13 protein-coding genes are annotated in these 20859 nt (G+C 59.6%); 9 read left to right on the top strand and 4 right to left on the bottom strand.

Features of this window, described 5'->3' with window-relative positions:
• Positions 1-30 precede the first annotated feature (30 nt).
• The 3 genes from ABB22_RS02315 to ABB22_RS02320 form a co-directional block, all read right to left on the bottom strand.
• The gene (locus ABB22_RS02315) at positions 31-1746 is read right to left on the bottom strand and encodes a phosphoethanolamine transferase (RefSeq protein ID WP_017354999.1); all 1716 of its coding nucleotides are present in this window, start codon (positions 1744-1746) and stop codon (positions 31-33) included.
• Positions 1747-2302: 556 nt separating this feature from the next.
• Positions 2303-2623: a hypothetical protein gene (locus tag ABB22_RS18040; protein WP_062167471.1), complete on the bottom strand. Its 321-nt coding sequence runs from the start codon at positions 2621-2623 to the stop codon at positions 2303-2305.
• A gap of 308 nt (positions 2624-2931) precedes the next feature.
• On the bottom strand, positions 2932-3549 hold the full coding sequence (locus ABB22_RS02320; RefSeq protein WP_014159605.1) for a cation efflux transmembrane domain-containing protein: 618 nt from the start codon (positions 3547-3549) through the stop codon (positions 2932-2934).
• Positions 3550-3654: 105 nt separating this feature from the next.
• Between ABB22_RS02320 and ABB22_RS02325 the strand changes: the two genes are divergently transcribed.
• From ABB22_RS02325 to ABB22_RS02355, 8 genes are all read left to right on the top strand, one after another.
• Positions 3655-4068, top strand: a complete 414-nt coding sequence (locus ABB22_RS02325) for a MerR family transcriptional regulator (protein WP_014159604.1) — start codon at positions 3655-3657, stop codon at positions 4066-4068.
• Positions 4065-5336 carry a site-specific integrase gene (locus ABB22_RS02330; protein ID WP_017355000.1) on the top strand — a complete coding sequence of 424 codons (1272 nt, stop codon included), beginning with the start codon at positions 4065-4067 and terminating at the stop codon, positions 5334-5336. Before ABB22_RS02325 ends, ABB22_RS02330 begins: the two co-directional genes overlap by 4 nt.
• 23 nt (positions 5337-5359) lie before the next feature.
• Positions 5360-8353: a Tn3 family transposase gene (locus tag ABB22_RS02335; protein ID WP_057505039.1), complete on the top strand. Its 2994-nt coding sequence runs from the start codon at positions 5360-5362 to the stop codon at positions 8351-8353.
• 135 nt (positions 8354-8488) lie between these two features.
• Positions 8489-9226 (top strand): copper homeostasis protein CutC, encoded by a 738-nt coding sequence (locus ABB22_RS02340; RefSeq protein WP_055769158.1) that lies wholly within the window; start codon positions 8489-8491, stop codon positions 9224-9226.
• A 265-nt stretch (positions 9227-9491) separates the two neighbouring features.
• Positions 9492-10604 carry a tyrosine-type recombinase/integrase gene (locus tag ABB22_RS17660; RefSeq protein ID WP_082443641.1) on the top strand — a complete coding sequence of 371 codons (1113 nt, stop codon included), beginning with the start codon at positions 9492-9494 and terminating at the stop codon, positions 10602-10604.
• 21 nt (positions 10605-10625) lie between these two features.
• Positions 10626-12140 carry a site-specific integrase gene (locus tag ABB22_RS02345; protein ID WP_057505040.1) on the top strand — a complete coding sequence of 505 codons (1515 nt, stop codon included), beginning with the start codon at positions 10626-10628 and terminating at the stop codon, positions 12138-12140.
• Positions 12137-14470 (top strand): hypothetical protein, encoded by a 2334-nt coding sequence (locus tag ABB22_RS02350; RefSeq protein WP_055769161.1) that lies wholly within the window; start codon positions 12137-12139, stop codon positions 14468-14470. Before ABB22_RS02345 ends, ABB22_RS02350 begins: the two co-directional genes overlap by 4 nt.
• Positions 14463-14942, top strand: coding sequence for a hypothetical protein (locus tag ABB22_RS02355; protein ID WP_055770279.1), 480 nt, complete (start codon positions 14463-14465; stop codon positions 14940-14942). Before ABB22_RS02350 ends, ABB22_RS02355 begins: the two co-directional genes overlap by 8 nt.
• 37 nt (positions 14943-14979) lie before the next feature.
• On the opposite strand, the gene ABB22_RS02360 is transcribed toward ABB22_RS02355, so the two are convergent.
• Positions 14980-15699, bottom strand: coding sequence for a histidine phosphatase family protein (locus ABB22_RS02360; RefSeq protein ID WP_235504294.1), 720 nt, complete (start codon positions 15697-15699; stop codon positions 14980-14982).
• A gap of 192 nt (positions 15700-15891) precedes the next feature.
• On the opposite strand from ABB22_RS02360, the gene ABB22_RS02365 reads away from it, so the two are divergent.
• A complete protein-coding gene (locus ABB22_RS02365; protein WP_152984000.1) occupies positions 15892-20481 on the top strand; it encodes a hypothetical protein in 4590 nt (1529 codons plus the stop codon).
• The last annotated feature ends 378 nt before the right edge of the window (positions 20482-20859 follow it).

Raw genomic sequence — 20859 nt, forward strand, 5'->3', positions numbered from 1 at the left:
CGCTTCCAGCAGCGTGCTCGTTGTCGCCCGTTATGAAGTGGACCCGGCGTTGATGGAACAACCGGAGAAAAGATTCAGGCTTTCGTCCAACGACTTCGTCCGGACGTTCATGAGGCCGAGTACAGAATGGAAGAGGTTGTCGTGGCTGGCCGGGCGGTTTGATCGGTCCCGGACACATTGAAGGTCCAGGTTGTTGCTGCTCTTCATGCCCTCGGACATCCACATGACCATGGGCACTTTGATCTGAGTGTCGGGAGCAATGGCATAGGGGAGACCGTGGAGATAGACGTTCGCCTCTCCCAGTGACTCACCGTGGTCGGAAACGTAGATCAATCCAGTGTCATGGCTCTGATCCTGCTCAAGCATCCGGATGGTCTTTCCAAGGAAGTCATCTGTCGCAAGGACTGCGTTGTCATACGCATTGACGATCTGCTGGCGCGTGCACTTGCCCAGATCTGCATTGCGGCAGTCAGGCGTGAACTTCCTCAGATCCTCGGGATATCGCTTGTAGTAGCTCGGCCCGTGGTTCCCCAGCTGATGCAGAACGACCACAACATCACCCGGATTGTCATCGATAGCGTCATGCAATCCCCGCAACATGATCTCATCGCGACACGCTTGGTCATCGCACAACCCATCCTTGGTAGGCACGCGGAAGGACTCAAACGCCAGGTCCGCGCAAACCCCCTTGCAACCTGTCTGGTTGTCCCGCCATAACGTCTTGATGCCAGCTCGCTCAAGCACATGGAGCAGCGACTCTGAGCCCCTGATCTTGTCTCGATCGTAGTCTCGCCTTCCATACACCGAGAACATACAAGGCACGGAAACTTCAGTATTTGACCCGCAGGCAGTCACGTCCGAGAAGTTGACGACGTCCAACGCTGCCAACTGTGGCGTTGTCTGTCTGCCGTATCCATTCAAACCCCAGTTCTGCGCACGAACCGTCTCACCTACAACGATGACCAAGAAGTGGGGCTTCGCGCCTGGCGGATGAGGCGTCATCATGGCATCGGGGCCAACCACTTGGATCGGACCGCGCTCCGCACGGGTGTCTTCTCGCACAACCTTCGCAATGGAAGCGATGTAGTTTCCAGGGTTTGCAAGGTATCTGACTTGCTTGTGATTGCGTATGAGTGATGAGAGGTCGTCGAATGACGCAATTGCCGCGCCAACGATTACAACAACCGCCATGCCAAGTAGAAGCACTCTTGCAAGTATCGCCCGCGTCACATTGGAAGAACGTTGGAGCCTTACCATGCATACCGCGATAGCTGGCACGACGCCTTTAATTAGTACCGCAAGAAAGAAGCCCCAGGTCAGCAACTCTCCGGCTTCAGCGCCGTCGGTCTTCAGCACATTTCGTACCATGCTGGCGTCGAAGTAGACGCTGTAATTGTCTGAATAGTAGGCAGCAGTAGCGGACACGACGAGAAGCAATGCAAGAACCGGCTTCACCGTCCATCGAACGCATAGCAATCCGAGAATGAGCACATTCAAGGCAGTGAGGATCGCTCCCGTAGAGATAACAAGTAGCGCACGAGCTGCTCCGTCCGCACCACTCTTCGCAATTACTTCTGCGAAGAACGCGCTGTTGAGAAAGAACGTGAAGTACATCGCCACGATGATAATCAACGTGTTGACGCCCAGCTGCGGGCCGCAGATGGGCTTGCCAAGACGGCCCAGTGGATCTGAGCCTAGGCCCCCGCGCGAACTGCCTCGGTTGAATTCTGTTTTCACGTAATGCATTGGTGATTCCTTTTTATTGACCACCGCGCGCGCCCCTAGCGCACACGGCCGCCATTGCGCGTTCCTAGATGGAAAGCCATCCACACATATGCAACGCCTGACACCAGCGAAGGGGCCAGGACCGCGGTCCGCAGGTTTTGGGTCAGTGACAGCAGTGCAGCCGAGATCCACATGAAGAGACGCTTGTCTGGGTGCAGCTCCGCTCCCCGACGCGGGAACAGCGAGCTTCCGGTTGCCACCATTTGGGTGGCAACCAAGGCAAATCTCGGTTCGTCGACAGGCCCAAAATCGCGCACACCAAGAGATGCGCCGATGGCAAGCACGGAGGTTGCCATCAGTAGTGCCGCTCGATCGCGTGCAGTTCGGAGATTGGTAGATGTTGAGAAGGGCATTCAGGTCGCCTTCTTCAAGGCGGCGCAGTACTGGCCGGCGACTGCACGTGCAGCCACGCGTCGGCCGAGCGCACGGAGCGCCCAGCAACAAGATGTGTTCATGGAAAGACCTACACAAAGGTGATCGCAGAAGGACTGACAGGCGCGTTGCGCCTTTTATGCGATCAAAGCCTGGGAGGTCTAATCAGCGTGTCCGGGATGTGGGACGTCATGGGCTGTTCGTAGAACGTGTGCCCGCCTTCATTTCTTGCGGCTTCGGCACTGGTGAAACCGTTGGACGCCACAAAAGTGCTGCTGTGGTGGCAGTGACCGTGACCACAAGCGGCATGCGCCTTATCGGGGTGGCCATCGCCTGGCCCTGCCACTTCCTGGTGTGACTGCTCCTCAGAGAAGCAGACCGAAGCATCAACGACAGGCACGATGATCATCACTGCGAGCAGCAGTGCCAGAGCGTAGCGCTTGGCATGGATGACAATGGAAGGCACGTGTGGCTAGGACTGATACATTTGAGGCCGGAAAGATACCTTGGGTACCGCTCATCAGCAAGCTGACGCTTATTCATCAATCTCGCGGGCTCGAGTGGCCTCTGCGAGTCAGGTGGCCAGGCAAAAGCTGGCGCGGGAAATTGACGGAATCCGGCATCCGAAGAACAGAAAGTTAACGTTTTGCCTGAGCTTCCGCACGGTCACGCAGATTGAGCTGCGACGGATTAGGTCGGGGGCCAGCTGCGCCACGTGACAGTGCCGGGTTCAAGCGCAGCCGCCAGAGTCCGAGCTCAGTCGGCCAAGCCTGGTCATGCAGCCGTCTTGCGCGCGTCGGCACCTGCCCGGCGGGCATCACCTAAAATCTCGAAGGCTTCCTTGATCACATACAGGCCGATCAGGGCGCCGATCACGAAATCCGGGTACGGGCTGGCCAGCCACCACACCAACAGACCGGCCAGGATCACCCCAACATTGGCGACCACATCGGCCCGCGTGAACAGCCACGTCGCTCGCAGATGCACTTCGCCGGACTTTAGCGGTGCCAGCATGCGCAGCACCGCCATATTGACCGCCAGCGACAGCAGGGCGGTGCCAATCATCCAGCCGCTGACCGGCTCGGCGCCGTACATCACCCGGCGGCCCACCTCAACCAACACGCCCACACCCAGCACAAGCAGCACGCTGCCGCTGACCCAAGCGGCATTGGCCTTGAAGCGCGCCGTGCGCCCGATAGCGACCAGGCCAATGGCATAGGCGGTGGCATCGGACAGCATGTCCAGAGCGTCGGCCAGCAGGCCAGTGGAATGGGCAATCCAGCCGGCGATGCCGCCGATCACGGCCATCGCCGCGTTCAACGCTAGGGCGATCCAGAGGACGCGCCGCTCCTGCGCATTCTTGGCCTCGTGGTGGCAGCCGCAATCACTCATCGGAACATCTCCAGTCGCAGGGAAGCCGGGCCCGGGCGGGTCGCTGGCATGACACAGCAGGTGAGTGTAAAGTCCGTAGCTACTACGGAGTCAAGCGTACTACGAATGAAAATCAGTGAGGCTGCCGACGCCAGTGGATGCCACCTGGAGACGATCCGCTATTACGAGCGGATCGGCCTGTTGCCGCGCCCGGGGCGCTCGGGCAATGGCTACCGGGTCTATGGCCCGGCCGACATCGAGCGGCTGCGCTTCATTGCGCGCGGCCGGGACCTAGGCTTCAGCCTGGAGGAGGTCCGCAGCCTGCTGCAGCTGGCCGGCGATGAGGAGCTTTCGTGCGGGGACGTGGACCGGCTGGCACGCAGCCATCTGACCGACGTGCGGGCGCGCATGGCCGACCTGGAGCGCATGGCCACCGAGTTGGAACGGGTGATTGCCAGTTGCCACGGTGGGCAGCGGGCTGAATGCACCATCCTGTCGACCCTGCGGCAGCCGGTCGCTGTGGAGGCCACGCGCCAGTGACCGAACTGGACCGCTACCTCGATGCAGCCACGCGCCAGAACACGGTGCGCAGCTATGCGTCGGCGCTGCGGCACTTCGAGGTTGAATGGCAAGGCCACCTCCCAGCGACACCGGACAGCGTGGCGCGGTACCTGGCCGCGTATGCGCAGACCCTAGCCGCCAGCACGCTTCGCCACCGGCTGGCCGCCATTGCCTCTTGGCACCGCGACCACGGCTTTGTCGACCCGACCCGGTCGCCGCTGGTGCGCAAGGTGCTCAAAGGCATCCAGACCCTGCACCCGGGCCAGGTCAAGCAAGCCGCGCCGCTGCAGATTCGGCGGCTGGTCGAGCTCGATGACTGGTTGGCTGCCGCGATCGCGGCGGCGCATGCCCGGGGCGACGGAGCGGCGGCGCTGCGCCATCAACGCGACCGAGCGTTGGTGCTGCTCGGATTCTGGCGGGGCTTCCGTGGCGATGAACTGCTGCGTCTGGACGTGGCCCATCTCACGCTGGTGCCGGGACAGGGGATGACCTGTTTCCTGCCGCGCAGCAAGGGCGACCGCCAGGCCGCCGGCGTCACCTACAAGGTGCCGGCGTTGTCGCGGTTGTGCCCGGTGGAGGCGACCCAGGTGTGGCTGCAGGCGGCCGACCTGCACGAAGGGCCGGTGTTTCGGGCGGTTAACCAATGGGGCCAGGTGAGCGCCGAGGGCCTGCATCCCAACAGCTTGGTGCGCCTGCTACGCGAGTTGCTGACCAGTGCCGGCTTTGCCGATGCGGGGCTCCACAGCAGCCATTCGTTGCGCCGCGGCTTTGCCAGCTGGGCCAACGACCAAGGCTGGGACATGAAGGCGCTGATGGAGTACGTGGGCTGGCGCGATGTGCAGTCGGCCATGCGCTATCTGGACGGGCGTGACCCCTTTGCCCGTGACCGCATTGAAGCAAGCCTGCCCAGTCCAACCGCGCCGGTACCGGCGATGGCACTGCCGGCGCCCGAGGGCAAACCGGCCTTGCAGCTGCGCCTGCGCATGGTGCTGACCCCGTTTGCCCGCACGGGCCGCGGCGCGGCCAAGGCCCGAGGCCGGATCGAAGAGATCTGCTTGGCCCCGTTCCAGGCTGTGCGCCTGAACACTGCCAGCAGCGAGTACCAGTTGACTGTTCCCACCGATCCCGACCGGGATCTGGATGAAATCCTGGCCACGTTGCTCGATGACATGCACCGCATGGCCGATACGCACCAGTGTTTCCTGGAAGCGTCTCTCAATACAGACGACGGCCGGCACTGGGATTGATCCCCTCATAACCTCCGGATCCAATGGCTACCCTTCACGAGACCGCCTACCCGCGACTGAAGCCTGATCCCACCGCCAAGGAACTGGAGGAGATCTATACCCCCACCGCCGCTGAGATTGCATTCGCCAAGCAGCTGACCACCCAGCCGGGACCGCAGCTGGCGGTACTGATTCATCTCAAGCTCTTCCAGCGCCTGGGTTACTTCACGGTGTTAGCCGAAGTGCCCGAGCGGATCCGGAAGCACATCGCCAAGGCCGCCCGACTCGGGCGCGTATTGGACACCGACCAGCTCGAACGTTACGACGCTTCCGGTAGCCAGCGCCGCCATATGCCGCAGCTTCGGCAGTTCATCGGGGTACATCCCCTGGACAAATCAGGCTTGGCCTGGCTGGACACGGTGGCCACTGGAGCAGCCCAGACCAAGCACACCATCCCGGACATCGTGAACGTCCTGCTCGAAGAGCTGGTGCACCACCGCTACGAACTGCCAGGCTTCCGCACCCTGGAGCTGGCCGCCATCGGCGCACGTGAGCGGGTCAATCTAGGCTACTACCGCAGCATCAGTCACGCGCTGACGCCTGCCACGCGCACGCTCATTGACGAATTGCTGCGCGCACCGGAAGGCTCCAGATTTACTGGCTGGCAATCGCTCAAGCGCGAGCCTGGCCGACCGACCAACAAGGAGGTCCGGTTCTATCTGCAGCACATCCGCATGCTGCAGCAGTTGGCCGAGCAGCTGCCTCCCATCGATGTGCCGGTGCCCAAGCTCAAGCAATTCCGTGCAATGGCTCGCGCCTATGACGCCAGCGAGTTAGCCGAACTGGCTCCGGACAAGCGCTATGCGTTGGCCACCATCTTCATTCGCGCCCAGCATGCCAAGACGCTGGATGACGCAGCCGAGCTGTTCATCAAGCAGGTGCGCGGGCTGGAGAACACGGCCCAGCAAAAGCTGCTGGCCTACCAGCTCGAACATGCCAAGCGGGCCGACTTCCTGATCGGCCAGCTCAAGGAAATCCTGCAGGCCTATCAGCTCGACGGCAGCGATAGTCAGCGCGTGGATGCCATCGATAACAGTCTGGAAGCGGAAGTGTCGACCTTGTTGGCCGAATGCGAAGAACATATGGCATACGCAGGAAAGAACTATCTGCCTTTCATGCTGCAACCCTACGGCGCGGTCAGGCCGCTGCTGTTCAATGGGCTGGAGCTGATGAACTTGCGGGCAACCAGCCACGATGCCGGCATGGAGCCGTTGATTGCAGCGGTGCTGTCGCTGCGCAACCAACACCGTGAGCTGATCGAGGTCGCATCCCTCGGCCTGGACCCAGAAAAGGACTTCGATTGGATGTCCAAGCTCTGGCGTCAGCACGTGTTTGGCAAGCGGGCCAGCGCGGCAGGCGCCGGCTGGATGCACCGTAAGTACTTCGAGCTGGCCGTGCTGGTGCAGGTCAAGGACGAACTGAAGTCGGGAGATCTCTTCATCCCGAGCAGCGAACGATTTGACGACTACCGCGAGCAGCTGGTCGATGAAGCCACCTTGGCCCAGGAACTGGAAGCCTATGGCCAGGTGTCAGGCTTGCCCACCGACGCTGCGACTTTCGTGGCCGGGTTGCGCGCACAACTGACCGACTTGGCCGACGAAGTTGACGAGCGTTTCCCCGAGAATGTTCATGCGGACATTCTGGAAGGACGCCTGGTACTGCGGAAGGGGCAACGCGCCGAGGTCTCAAGCGCCATTGCCACCGTGGACCGCCTCATCGCCGAACGGCTCCCGGAGTCCAGCATCGTCGATGTCCTGATCGACGCCAGCCAATGGCTGGATCTGCACCGATTCTTCCGTCCGATCGCCGGCACCGAGAGCCAGGTTGAAGATCTCCCTCGACGGGTGATCACCACGCTGTTTTGCTATGGCTGCAACTTGGGTCCGACGCAGACGGCGCGGTCGATCAAGGGCTTCAGCCGTCGCCAGGTCGCTTGGCTCAACCTCAAATACGTGACCGAAGATGTCCTTGAGAAGGCCATCGTGGAGGTCATCAATACCTACAACAAATTTGACCTGCCGGGCTATTGGGGCAGCGGCAAGAGCGCGTCAGCAGATGGCACCAAGTGGAGCGTGTACGAGGACAACCTGCTGTCGGAGTACCACATCCGCTACGGCGGCTACGGCGGCATCGGCTACTACCATGTGTCCGACAAATACGTGGCGCTGTTCAGCCACTTCATTCCCTGTGGCGTGCACGAGGGCATCTACATCCTCGATGGCCTGCTGGCCAACACGTCCGACATCCAGCCCGAGATCGTCCATGGCGACACGCAGGCCCAAAGCTATCCGGTCTTCGGTTTGGCCCACATGCTGGGCATCCAGCTGATGCCCAGGATACGAAACATCAAGGATCTCACATTCTTCCGGCCTGAACCTGGCAGGACCTATAAGAACATCCAGGCACTGTTCGGAGACAGCATCGACTGGCAACTGATCGCCACCCATCTCCACGACATGCTGCGGGTAGTGATCTCGATCCGATTGGGGAAGATCACCGCGTCCTCGATCCTGCGCCGGCTGGGCACCTACAGCCGGAAGAACAAGCTGTACTTCGCCTTCCGGGAACTTGGCAAGGCCGTCCGAACGCTGTTCTTGCTGCGCTACATCGATGACAACGAGATTCGGAAAACGATCCATGCTGCGACCAACAAGAGCGAGGAGTACAACGGCTTCGTAAAATGGGTGTTCTTTGGCAGCCAGGGGATCATTGCTGAGAACGTCCAACACGAGCAGCGCAAGATCATCAAGTACAGCCAGCTGGTCGCTAACATGATCATCCTCCACAACGTAGAAGGCATGAGCCGGACCTTGGCTGAGATGCGGAAGGAGGGAGTTGAACTGACGCCCGAGATCCTGGCCGGACTGTCGCCGTTTCGGACCAGCCACATCAACCGCTTCGGCGACTACCATCTCGACCTTGATAGGGAAGTGGCGCCGCTGAGCTATACAGCGAAAGTCCTTGAACAGGCCCCATAGACGGGGAGATGCGCTATCGGGACAAGGAAATTATCATTGCGTTTCAATCGCTTAGGTGGTTTTTGGCCCTGTACGTAACGATTCCCTGCCGACCCTCCTGCTGGATTCCACCTCCGTCTACTCCAGCGAGCAGACATGAGCGGACGCCGCCTGCTGGAGATCGCCAGCAATTCCGTCGCGTCGGCGCTGGCCGCGCAGGCCGGCGGTGCCGACAGGATCGAACTGTTCGACAATCTGGCGCAGGGCGGCACCACGCCATCGCGCGGCAGCGTCGCCGTGGCCCGCGACCGGCTGCGGATTCCCCTGTTCGTATTGATCCGCCCGCGCCCGGGCGATTTCCATTACGACGCGCAGGAGACCGAGATCATGCTGCGCGACATCGAAAGCTGCCGGCAGCTGGGATGCGACGGCGTCGTGATCGGCGCGCTGACCATGGATGGAGACGTCGACATCCCACTGTGCCGCGAACTGGTCGCGGCCGCCGGACCGCTCGGCATCACCTTCCATCGCGCCTTCGACGCCGCGCGCGATCTGCCTTCGGCCATGGAACAGGTCATCAACCTCGGCTGCCAGCGCATCCTCAGCTCCGGCGGCGCCGTCAGCGCGATGGCCGGCAGCCACACATTGCGGCAACTGGCCACACAGGCAGGCGACCGCATCCGGGTGATGGCCGGCGCCGGCCTGGATGCAGGCAACATCGCCGATGTCACCGTCCAGAGCGGCTGCAACGAACTGCATGCCTCGGCCAAGGCATCGCGCACATCGCCCATGCGCCATCACAACCCGGCGCTTGCCGGCCTGGAGAACGATTGGGTGCAATCCGATGCGGAACTGGTGAGCGCGCTGCGGAGGGCATTGGATCAGATGGGTTGATCGGTTCGCGCCGCCATTATTTACATAATATACATTATGCGAAAATCTAGTACTTCTCCCGGTGTTGCGTGGAAGTCCTAGATTGGATCCTTCCGTTCGCAACAGAGCCCTTGTTCGATGGTACATATAGTGTTGCTTCCTCAAAAGGAAACAGCCTTTGCTCAACGTGCTTACGGATCCTCAGGTTCCAGCCTCACTGCGGGGCGCCTTACTAGTTGACGATGTTCACAGGCTGCCTCGTTACTGGGTTAGCGTCTGGGCGTTGATGTCCAACCATGACCTCGCCGCATCTAGCCAGGTAAAGAAGCTTCGGTACATCGAGAGTTTGTACGGCCATGCGGATCGTCACTTCGGCGCCCACGCGCTGGATGACGCCTTGGGCCACCTGAACGAGGTCGTGCTCGCCGAGATCCTAGAGTCTTGGTTCATATCGATCCGCAATCAACCTTCCGTTGGTCCGGCGGATGAATCACGTTGGCGCGCCGGCTTAGCATTTGTCGGGTCTGTGGTCACCTGGTTGTCCAAGTCAACGTTGCCAACCGACCGTCTCCGGCAGATTGAAGCTCGCCTGCATCGCCTATCCCACTTGTATGGGCAGCTTCACGTCCGCAGGAGCCGCCAACCGAGTCAGATCCGTTCATTGCCGGCGAGCGTGATCAAGACACTCTACGAAATGCTAGACCCGGTATCGGCTACCAATCCTTTTGCACGACAGCACACGCGATGGCTCGCCTTTATTTCCTTCCTGTTGATGCTCCATCAGGGGCTTCGACGCGGCGAGCTCCTGTTGCTCACCGCGGACGTGATCAAGGACGGATTTGATGAAGGGCAGCAGAGGGCTCGCTGCTGGATGAATGTGCAAGAGAGCCCTTACTCCGATGACGGCGATGACCTGCGGTATTCCAGACCAAGCATCAAGTCGGCGAACTCTGTCCGTCAACTGCCGGTGAGCGAAGCGGTCGCGGGGTTAGTACAAACCTATGTTGAAAACTATCGAGGTAGGCCAGGTCACGCCTTCCTGCTGAACACACAGCAGGAAAGCCCGCTGTCCACTGAGTCCTTGACGAAGATGTTCCTGAAAATTTCCGCTGCCCTACCCCCTTCCATTCTCCGAGAGCTGAAGGAACGAAGCGGAAAAAATTCAGTCACCCCCCACGACCTTCGTCATACGTGCGCCGTAGTGCGACTGAATCAACTTCTTCACCATGGGGACTCAATGGATGAAGCACTGCAGAAGCTCCGGGCCTTCTTCGGCTGGTCGCGAGAATCACAGATGCCCGTTCGCTATGCCCGAGCGGTGTTCGAAGACCGCCTATCGTCGGTGTGGAACAACGCATTTGATGACCGAGTAGAGGTTCTGAGAGCAATTCCTTCCTGAGTTGCGCCATTGGAAATACATATGGATATGCAACGTGATCATCATCGTAGGCTCGACGCGTCAACGCTACGCGAAGTCGCTGCGCAGCTTCCGCCATTGCCGCCCGTGATTAGGTACTACGACGATTTCGATGACACGACTCGCTCCATTCGAAATCCTGCGACAGCCAACCGCTTCGTAGTTCATGCGAATGGAAGCGTTATCAACATCGAGTTCGCTCTGGTTCAAGAGGCTTTTGGAACCATTCTCAAACACGTATTCCTGCGCATCATTGGAGAGGGCTTCGCGCCGAGGACCGCCGCAATGTACACGCTCGGAGGGAAGCACTTTGGAAGCGAAGATGTTACTGGGCTTCTGGGCTCTGGACCCACAGGAATCTCTTCCGTATGGACCGCCTTCCTCGCGAAGACCTTGCCCACCGACGCCTATTCCTGCGCTAAATCGATCCTCAAACTGCTCTGCCAACATCGCATCAATGGCTGGTCGGACTCCTATCACGATGTCATATCTGCTCTGCCCCTCCCCTTCAAAGACAAGTATGCCGTCGTCCGATCGGGTGAAGCCTTTATTTCGGTTGACGATGAAGCTGCGATAGTTCGGTTCTTGGATGAAGCGGCGATCCAGGCAAAGAAGTCGTTGCTGGCTCTCGAAGAAGTACAAGACGCAGCGATGTTGCTTTGTGCGTATCATTTCGCAATGCGACCTATTCAGATTGCAATGCTCGCGTTTCGTGACGTAAAAATTCGTCGAGAAGATGTCGGCATGCTCGCGTCTGTCCACATCACATTCCGGATGGCGAAGCAGCGGAGTTCCAGTGCCGCCAAGCCGCTGCTCAGGCGCGTGAAACGCGAGTGGACCCCACTCTTCGTCGAGATCGAACGGCACTTTCAGGCTAGTGGCGATGATGCGGGCGCTAGGGTGTTCGGCGCCACATCCGCTAATGAAGCAAGTCGTCGCATCAGCTCCCTACTTCACGACCTTCTCGAGCTCGGCGCGACTGCCGTCAATCTGCGGCATACAGCCGCTCAGCGCCTCGTCGACGCTGGCGCAAGCCAAGAGGAACTGGCCGAGTTCCTTGGGCACTCGGATATGACTACTGCGCTGGTCTACTACGAAACATCAGCCAACCAGGCTGAGCGGGTGAACAAGGTACTGGGAATCTCCGAGATCTATCAGCGTGTAGCTCGCATTGCCCACGATCGGTTTATCAGTCCAGAAGAGCTGGCGCAATTGAAGGAGTCTCAGCAGATCGGCGGAGCGCCTCATGGTGTTCCGATCGCGGGGATCGGTGGATGCACCTCCGGGCAGGCTGCGTGTCCCTACAACCCGATTTTGTCCTGCTATGGCTGTAGGAAGTTCATGCCGATTCACGATGTTCTGATGCACTCGAAAGTTCTAGCCGACTTTCGGGGTGTGGCACGGTTCTTCCATGAATCATCTCGTGGCGACGTGGCATCGCCAGCCTATCTACAGCTTGAACGGACAATCGCTGAAGTTCAGGCTGTGGTTCTCGAGCTCGAAGGTTCGCCGTCTTGAATCCTCACTTCTCAGGTTTCATCCAGCTCGGGAAAGAGCTCGCCGCAACGCATGGAGTCGCCTGGGAGATTCCGCTGGATCAAAGCGGCACTGCGAACAAAGGACATGAATGGGACCTCACTACGCTAGCAGGGGGCGTTGCTCCCAAGCATCGCTTGCGCCACTTCAGTTCGGAAGGTTCGGCACTTGATGCGATCAACGCAGCTCGCTCTTCCAACGGGATGCCGGCTCTGCCTGCTCGCACTTTGTCGCCGGCATGGCAGGACCTCATCAAAGCTGCAGTCATGGAACAGCTGTTTGTTCGCCGCAACTCGTTCGGCCACATCGCCAACAATGTGGCACGCCCCTTGCGCGTGATCGCTACATGCGCGGGAGACACCGAGCCGTGGAGTGTCACTATTGATGAGATGGCTCTCGCGGTTCGTACCGGCAACAGCATCCAGGCATCGGGCAAGCTTGGCGATTTGATCGCGGGGCTGACCAAGGTGCTATTTGATACCAACCACTTGGCCGACGTGGGACCGCTCTACCCTGCCCTCGCCACCGCACGTCTCCAGCCTAGAGTCACTCGACGGTCCAAATTTCTCAATTCTCAAGAGGAAATTCGGCACAACCTGGAAGATCGCAAACGCGCTGAGCGCCTACCCGAACGTCGCGCTTTCTGGGAGCTGGTCCGGATCGTCATGACCGAGCAGCCCCAGACCTTCATGGACGAACTGCGTTTTGCAGCCATTCGGATCATGATCTTGACGGGCTTCCGAATTGGAGAGGCCACGCTCCTTCCCGCTGAGTGGCGAGCGGACCGGCACTACTACGACTCGAAGCAGCGGCCTGCCGGGGAGCTAGGTGGGTATTCCCATTCGCTTATGATCCGACACTTCGCCGAAAAGCAGCAAGCAAAGAACGCCGATAGCAAGGTGCTCATCGCCAGTACTCACTACGTTCCTCAGATGTTCGAGGAGATTGTGAGCGAAACCCTGACCCATGCTGCGGCAATCACCAACCCGCTACGGAACACGCTGAGAAAGCAGACTGAAACAGGGCGAGTTTTGCCAGACTTTGCGCTCAGTGATCTGGTGCCGACCACGCAAATCTACACCCGCCTCTCTGGAAACGCCTTTTGGTTAGACCTGGCCGAGGACAAAAAGCAGTATTGGATGCAGAGGTGCCGTCAGAACTATTCTGCTGATTGCTTCGACGAGCTCCACAAGGTTCAAGAGAGCTTGAACGCTAGTTTCCAAGGTGAAATGAGTGCGACCGCTCGCATGTACTTTCGCCGGATGGCGGGATTCGAGGGAAAGGATGGTGGCGCATTGGTACTGAGAGACGTGGAAGGCAGGGCAGTTTCACCCAACGGAAGGCGCGACATGAGCAAGGTCTTCGTGAGAATTGGGGATCTTGAAAATTATCTTCGTGTCGCGGCCGGCTCAAAGTTGCCGGATACCGAGCTTTTCAGTCTGACCGATCGCAGCTTTGCTTCCTGGGAGTTCCTTTTCCTGCATCCGAAACGCTCCCTGGCTGAGGAGCGAAACAATGGGGTCTGCGATGTCACCCGATACGTCTCCGTTGGTCGGCCCGATACAAGCTTGGTCAATCTTTCCCTGGGAGAGCAGAAGTCCCGCGACACGCTGTTCAAACGGTATGGTCAATCTGACGACGACAAGGACTTGGTGCTCACCTCCCACACCTTGCGTCACCTACAGAACACAGAGCTTTTCCGTCTCGGCGTAGCCGACACCATCATCTCCAAACGCTTCAATCGCCGCAGCGTGGTCCAAAGCTACGAGTACGATCATCGCAGCTTGGCGGAAGAGCTGGATCAACTCGAACTGCCTGCAGACGTGGAAATGGCGCTCGGCGAGAAAGCCAGCACTGTCGCGAAGATGATCCAATCCGGGAAAGCCAGCGGTCCAATCGTGGATGCGTTCAAGAAGATCCAGAGTACCGAGGGTGACACCGCCGCGTTCGAGTTCCTTAAGGTCGAAGCGGACGGTTTTCACGCGACTCCCTACGGGCATTGCTTGAACAGCTTCACTGTCGACCCGTGTCCAAAGCATCTCGAGTGCTTTTCCGGCTGCCGCCATCTATCGGCAACCAGCTTGCCGGAGAACCGCCGTCACCTGCAGACGCTAGAACTCAAGCTGATCGCGGCTGTCGAGATCGCAGAGGCCAAGCCTTCAAAGAGCATCGGCCGCACAAACCAGATTCAACATGCCAAGGTCAGACTTGACGGCGTGCGCACGCTCCTGGCGACCAAGCAAGGCGAAAAGCCATTCCCCGATGGTCCCGACCTCTCTCTTCCTCGCCGCACTGGAGTCATGGATGGATAACGACAGCTTGCAACAAGCCACATCCCATTCCGATCCGGAAATGTGCCGAGTGCTGGAGGACTTGCTATCGCGCGACGAGGACATCACCGCGCGAGCAGTTGCACGTTTGCATCCGCGAATCAACGCAGCGTCGTCGATCACCCGGAGCGTAGAACGCAGCCGCATGCTTGCGCAGTATCAGGAGCGGCAAGCCGAGTTCCGTCGTTGGCGAGGCAGGCCGGGAAAGCTGTCTGGTGTTGCCGCGGCCAGCGCCCTGGCGGATCGCGATATGCGCATCGCCGAGCTCGAATCGCAGGTCGCTCTGCTAACGGCATCCCACGTCGCGATGATCCGCGCAGTTGGCGAACTGGGCGGCTTCAGCAAGTGGGCACAATTCTATGAATCGTACAGCGGCTCAAGGGACCGGCTGGTGCAGTTGGGCGCGCTGCCAGAAGCAACAGTGGAGTCACTTCCGCAGCGCAGGCCAAAGTAGCAGGCCATGCTTCGGCCGCGGGCCGGCAGCGAGTGATTCACACGAATCTATTGCGAAGTAACCACTGAGCGGGCGCCAATTCCTCAAGAGCGTAGACCGCGCCGTTGGGCAGCGGCAATCCAGTCTGGAAACGGCGGAAGCGGCGCATGTCCTCACTGGTGTCCACGCCGAACCCAAGCAGCTTCCAAGCCACCATGCCGATCCAGATGCCGTGGCCGAAGCAGACCGTTCCATCGGGAAGCAACGGGAGCCGGTCGGCCATGAACACGGATACTCGGCTCGCGAACTGCCCGAAGCTTTCGGCCTGCTCGCCCATTTGTTTTGTGGGATCACCCTCTTTCCAGAACGCATCGGCGATAGGGCGCCGTTGTGCTTGGTCCATGCCAGCGATCAACACCGGGTCGACCATGTCGAATTCTTGTAGCAACGGCTCCTGCTCGATCTTGACCTGCATTCGCTTGGCGTAAGGCTCGGCGGTGTCCAGTGCCCTAATAAAGGGCGAGGCAAGAATCCTGGGAGGCCGAGCTGGCAGCCGTGCAGATAGCGCGCCTGCCTGCTTGCGCCCCGCTTCTGTCAGTGGGATCAAGGCATGGGGCATGGTGATGCCTCCAGCGTTGGAGACACTTTCTCCGTGGCGTACCAGATAGATGGAGCGAAGCATCAATGCAGCCTTCTTGTAAGTATCAGGTATATCGGGGGTGAACCCGTCGGCCGTCATCATCGCATCGCTTCCCGAAACCGTGGGGAGGGAAGCCATATCTGGCGGTCTCCCCGCCGCGATGGCCCAGTGTGGGTATACATGGTGTAATTCTCCTCGACAAACGGCGGCCGCCGGTCGCCCTCCCCCCTTTAAGCCGCCTTTGGTGCTACTTCCGATGACGCATAACGCAGGCATGAGCGATGCCCTTCGCAACTCCCCCTTTCGCGGCCAGCGGCTGGATCATGCGGGATGAGCGCTCCGTACAGCGGCCCCTATGAAGCGCTGAGAAAAGCCCTCCACGGTCTTCCGGCGACCGGTCATCCAGGCTTTGAAGGTTTCATCGGGCATGTGTTGAGCGCGATTACCGGAATCGGTTTTCGCCTCGCTGCAAGCGGGCAGCAGGATGGAACCGATGGCGATTCGGCGCAGCCCGTCGATTTCTTGAGCTACGAGTGCAAGCGTCACGATGCGCATGTCGATAGCCAAAGCGTGCTGTCCAAGCTCGCCGAACTCTCCACTCGTCAGGATGTGGATCTCTGGGTACTGGCGGGCACTGCGCCGGTCCATAGCCAGCTTGCGCGCAAGATTACCGCGATCGGGCAGGCACAGTCTCTGGAAACATTGGTCCTTGATTGGACCGAGACCACAAGCCTACCGCCTCTTGCAGTGGCCTGCGCCATGGTCGCGTCGGATGTACTCGAGTTCATGTCGAGCGGTGGACTCTCGGAACAGGATCTTCAGTGCATCCGTGACGAACTCGGCCGGGTGCCACTAGATGAGCGCTTCCTCTCACATTCCGATGCCATTCGCGCACAATTGGATACCGCGCGCCTCGGCCTTGAGGGTATCCGCCAGCGCAACATCGCGTGGATGCAATCGAGACTGTCTGATCGAGACACCGCCAGGATTGCATTTGGCCAACCTCTGGCGCCAAGAGCCGCGACGAAAAGCCATACCCTTGCTCGTCCGCGGATCACCAGCCGCGTCCAGAGTTTTCTGCGTGGCGAAGGCAACCAATCTCCACTGTTCATCCTCGGCAACGAGGGCGTCGGCAAGTCGTGGGCGGTCGCTCAAGCATGGGCACTGGAATCCGAACCGCCCGCACTTTTCATCTGCTCGGCCGATCAGTTCATGCAGATCGTACCTGGCGAGGCCATCAAGGTTGTTGCGAAGATCATCGCCAAGCAGTGCGGCGCGCAAACGCATGAATCCGAGAACATCCGCTGGCAACGAAAGTTGGAACGATGGCTGTCCACTACTCACCATAATGTTCGCTTTTTGATCTATCTCGATGGCATCAACCAGCAGCAGACCGTCGATTGGGCTAGGCTGATCGATGCCCTGGACGCGCAGATACGGCCAGCTGGCGGCCGCGTGATCGTCTCTTCCCGTCGTGCATACTTCGACAGCTACCTGTCGGGTAGGCTGATGTCGACACGCCCGCACACCATTTCGGTCCCGCAATGGGATGAGGAGGAGCGCGACGCCATTCTCCGCCAACGCGGACTCGATCCGGCGATCGTGACACGCATGGTGCTGGAATCCCTCCGCAACCCAAGGCTCCTTGGAATCGCCCTGGACCTGCTCGACAACGAAGCAATCGCAAGTCTGGAACAGCTCGACATCGGGACACTCCTGTTCGCGCACCTTCTCGCCGCCAACCAGTCCAGCCAGCAGCCCATGCCGGCGCATCTCCTCGTTAGACGACTGAGCGACCATGCCAAACAGCTCATTGCCAAGGTCAACAACGGTCAGTTCGAAGATCTGTTGATTTTCGAAGATCTCGAATCTGTCGTCGAGGAGCACTATTTCCATCCGATCGAACACGATCCGACACGTTATATCCTGAGCCAGGATGGCCTCCGTCTGGCGCTGGCGCTTGCCGTGCTCGATCATCTACGCCAAGCGATGCGCAATGGCCGCCCCCTGGTGCCGAGCGCACTGGCGCTGATCGATCCTGTGGCCGCACTCGACGATGCCAGCGGCGTGGTGCTTGCGGCGCTGTCGATCAGCTGTGCCGACGACAAAGAGAGTGATCAGATCCGCATCGCCCTGCTCGTTGCCTTTGCAGAAATGCAGAATCCGAGCCATGACGATCTCGCGCCCTTCATCGCACGGGCCATCACAAGACCTGCGACATTCATGGAGGCCGCCTACACGCTGTGCCTGGGTCGAAACAATCGGCCAAATCTCAACTGGATCAAGCTGGCGATCTGGGACGCTGCATCCAACACGGCGGCCTGGACCGTCGTCTCCGACCATCTTCTGCGATGGCTACGCACGCACACGCTGGATCCGACCCGCGTACTGTCGCATCGACATGGGGATGATCCCGAGCAACTGAAAACGAAACTGCAGGAAGCCGCGGACAAGCTCGATAACGCAATCGACGCGCTGACGCCGGCCGAGCGCCCTCTGCTCGATAGCCTCAACCGAGTGACCGAAGATTCGGCGCCGCTGCATGAACTCGCGATTGCTCTGATGGCCGGTCGACCGCTTGCGCCTTTTGCCGATGCATTCGCCGCATTCGCGCTGGGGTGCCATCTCGACCCGACTCCCTTTACAGCCGTCGATCGCCTAACCTGGATCTGCCGCCTCAACACCGTTGACTGGCCAGCGATGCGCGAGGCCATTCTGATGTGGGCCGACCGTCTGACAGGCGCCGAGTCCTCACCTTCTGCCCGTTGGTCGGGCGCGACGCTGCTGTACATGACCGGGCACCCGGAGGACGCGATCCGCGGCTACAGCCTGCGGATGTCGATGTCCCAGCGCATGACGCACTGGCAAAGGTTGAAGCGTTCATGGCGCGCCATGGATGCGAGCGACGTCAATAGCTCGGAGCCCGAAGACCTGGACGAATGCGAACAGCGCTTCCGCGAACTCCCCGTCAGCAAGCTGAGTCTGACTTTCGGCGTCACTTCCGAGGATCACACCTTCCGGGAAGCGCTCGCGCCCCTTGCGCGGTTTCGACCGGATATCGCGATCTCAAAGATCCGTGAGCTGGCCATCGATGCACCAACGCGTAGCGGAATGCCATTTCGACAAGGCCTACTCAAAGCCCACAAGCACGGTGCCGCTTTGACTCCCGAGATCGCAACCACATATCTTAAGCTGCGAGAACGAGATCTGCTCCAACGCTGCACGAAGTTATCGTCTGAGCATCCGGCTCTGCTAAGCAGTACGTGTCTGGATCTCGCGCTGCCTCACATAACGCCCGAGCAACAGCTGGAGGCGTTCTCATTCGAGGGTGCTGACAGACATGTCTGGCACCGGCTGGTCGCGAAGTTCAAGGCGGCGGAACTGCAGCCCCAGGACATCGATACGGCACTGGCTATGGCCATCGATTCGCGCAAAGACATCGCAACGTGCTACTTGCTGTGCTTGCTGAGCACTATTCCTATGCTAGATAGCCGGGGGCAAACGGCTCTGGATTTGCCCCATTCTTCTTGCGAGATGATCCGCATCCATGCCCTCGCCCTGATCGAGGCCCAGGGAACACGCTTCCAGCTGCAGCAATTCGTAGCAAGTGAATGGGACGCAGCAGGAAAAAGTGCTGCCGAGGCGTATTACGGATCACTGGTCCTACTTCGAGCCCTCTCTGAAGCCGACGCAGATCTGGCGAGCGTCGCGCGAAGAATCACCCCTGATCTTTTCGGGGCATTGGCAACGGCTTCTGACACTGGCGCCAAGCTCTGCGCTGAGTTCCTCGAATCAAACATCCGCCACGCCCTTCGCAGCACGATTCCGCCACCGGCGGTCGACATCAGCGTCAACGACTCCATCGATGGCATCGCGACAAACATCAGCGTCTCCACCAAGCCGTCCGCTGAATCCATTGCCGACGCATTTCGTAATTTCGGCGATCTGGCGGCCAGTGAAACTGAGGACCGGGAGAAAAGCGACGTTTTCAACGAGTTCGTCGATATGCTTGAAGCTCAGAAAGTATCCTTCGTCCTGCGCCCGCTCACGCCTGAGCAGACCGCCAGCATTCTGCGCGCCTGCCCGGAACGCATCGATCACTGGATCGAATTACTGCTACCTCCAGACAGCGTCCCCAACTGGATTTGCAAAGGAATCGCCTTGGCATTCGCAGCCCATCTTGCTGCCGACGATGCTGATACGGCGCTGCGCCTCATTGATGGGTATACCCGGGTTGATGACATCGTAACCCGATCTTTTGGATTCACCCGCCTAGACATGTTGCAACAGGCGATCTGGTCGTCCACGTCATCCGAAGAGTTCAATCTCAAGCGCCGAAATCGCCTCGCCCTCGCTTCCAATGATGCAGCGCTCGCGCAGGAAGTGATGGCGGCCGAACGTTGGGGGCACACTAAGTTTCTCGATGATCTTGTTCGCGAATGGGTATCGGCGCCGGAACCCGCACTCCGAGCGCGTGCTATTTCCATTCAGGGCTGGCGTGGCCTGTCGGACGTGTGGCCAGCGGAGCTAGAGGCCGCTGCCGGCACGGTTGGCTTCCTGGCTCAAGTCCATACCGCGGCCAAGAATGCGCACGACAAGAATCGTAATGCCCGCTATTGGTACGAGAAGATGTGCCATGCAACCACCAGCGTCGATTTCTGGCGTTCAATGACCTTGATGTCGAACACGGTCGACCATCGTACCGACCTGTGGAGAGAGATTCCGGCGCAAGCCAGTAAATGGGTGTCGATCTACGAGGCCGATATCCTCGACGCGACCCGAAACGCCATCCGTCACCAAAAGTCAAAACTCGAACGCACCCTGTACGGAATCAACAAGCCGCCGCAGATCTACCTCATCAAACCCCACGAGGCAGCTCCCGGAAAGAGACTAGAAGAGATCGAGGGAGCGGCGCTGTGAGCGTTGGCAAGCATGCAAGCCCATCGACACGTGGCTTTGTTATTCCGCGTTAGGGAAAATCTGACAGCCGATCGCGGCAACCACTGGCTGCGAGTATCTTGGAAGATCGTAATCTGAACCAGCCCCGCCAGCTCGGCCTCGCACCCGTCCACCGGATGCCGCTCGCCTCTGCGACGGCTGACCGGTGTGCTCGCTGGCACTTCTATGGATCTGCTCCAGCTCATCGGCTGGCGCGGGCCTTGATCGGCCTCCTTGTAAGTGTCCGTGATAACGGGAGTGCCCCCGCTCCACACTGACTTGCGCGCGCCTCGGAACCCGTGCTAGGCTTTTGCCATACCAGCGACTAGGAGTAGCTCCGGTCTAAGGTCTGGTCCCTAG

The sequence above is a fragment of the Stenotrophomonas nitritireducens genome, assembly GCF_001431425.1.
GTDB lineage: Bacteria > Pseudomonadota > Gammaproteobacteria > Xanthomonadales > Xanthomonadaceae > Stenotrophomonas > Stenotrophomonas nitritireducens.